Annotated in this window: 1 protein-coding gene; it reads right to left on the minus strand. The window is 73.5% G+C overall.

All coding sequences use genetic code 11. The annotated features are described in order from the left end of the window. Nucleotides 1-64: 64 nt before the first annotated feature. Nucleotides 65-388: hypothetical protein (locus AC5RUF_RS16355; RefSeq protein ID WP_494131292.1), on the minus strand; the 324-nt coding region annotated here is incomplete at its 5' end.

The following is a 388-nucleotide window of genomic DNA, read 5'->3' on the forward strand; positions in this document are numbered from 1 at the left end:
GCGGCCGACCTGTCCCGGATCGCGGCACGCCGCTGACCCGCCGCACCGGCGGGGAGGGCCGCAGCTAGACGGCCGCGCCGTCGTCGCCCTCATCGCGGTACTGCGGCAGGCGGAACAGAAGGTACGCGGCGGATCCCACAAAAACGGCAATGGTGCCCAGCACCACCGCCAGCGGAGCGCTGCGCCACAACATGGCGAACACCAACAACAGCAACGGGCCGCCGATTGCGCCGATCCAGGCAAGGACCACCAGCGGCTCCCCGGTGCCAAGGGGCGGCGGTTCCGGCGGCACAAAGCCCCCCTCCTCGCCGTCGTCCTCCGGCGCCGTATAGTCCCTCGGGCCGCCGGCCGGCGGCTGGTTGCGGAACAGGGCCCGGGTGCGCTCGGC

This window comes from Arthrobacter sp. Y3224198 (assembly GCF_059090025.1).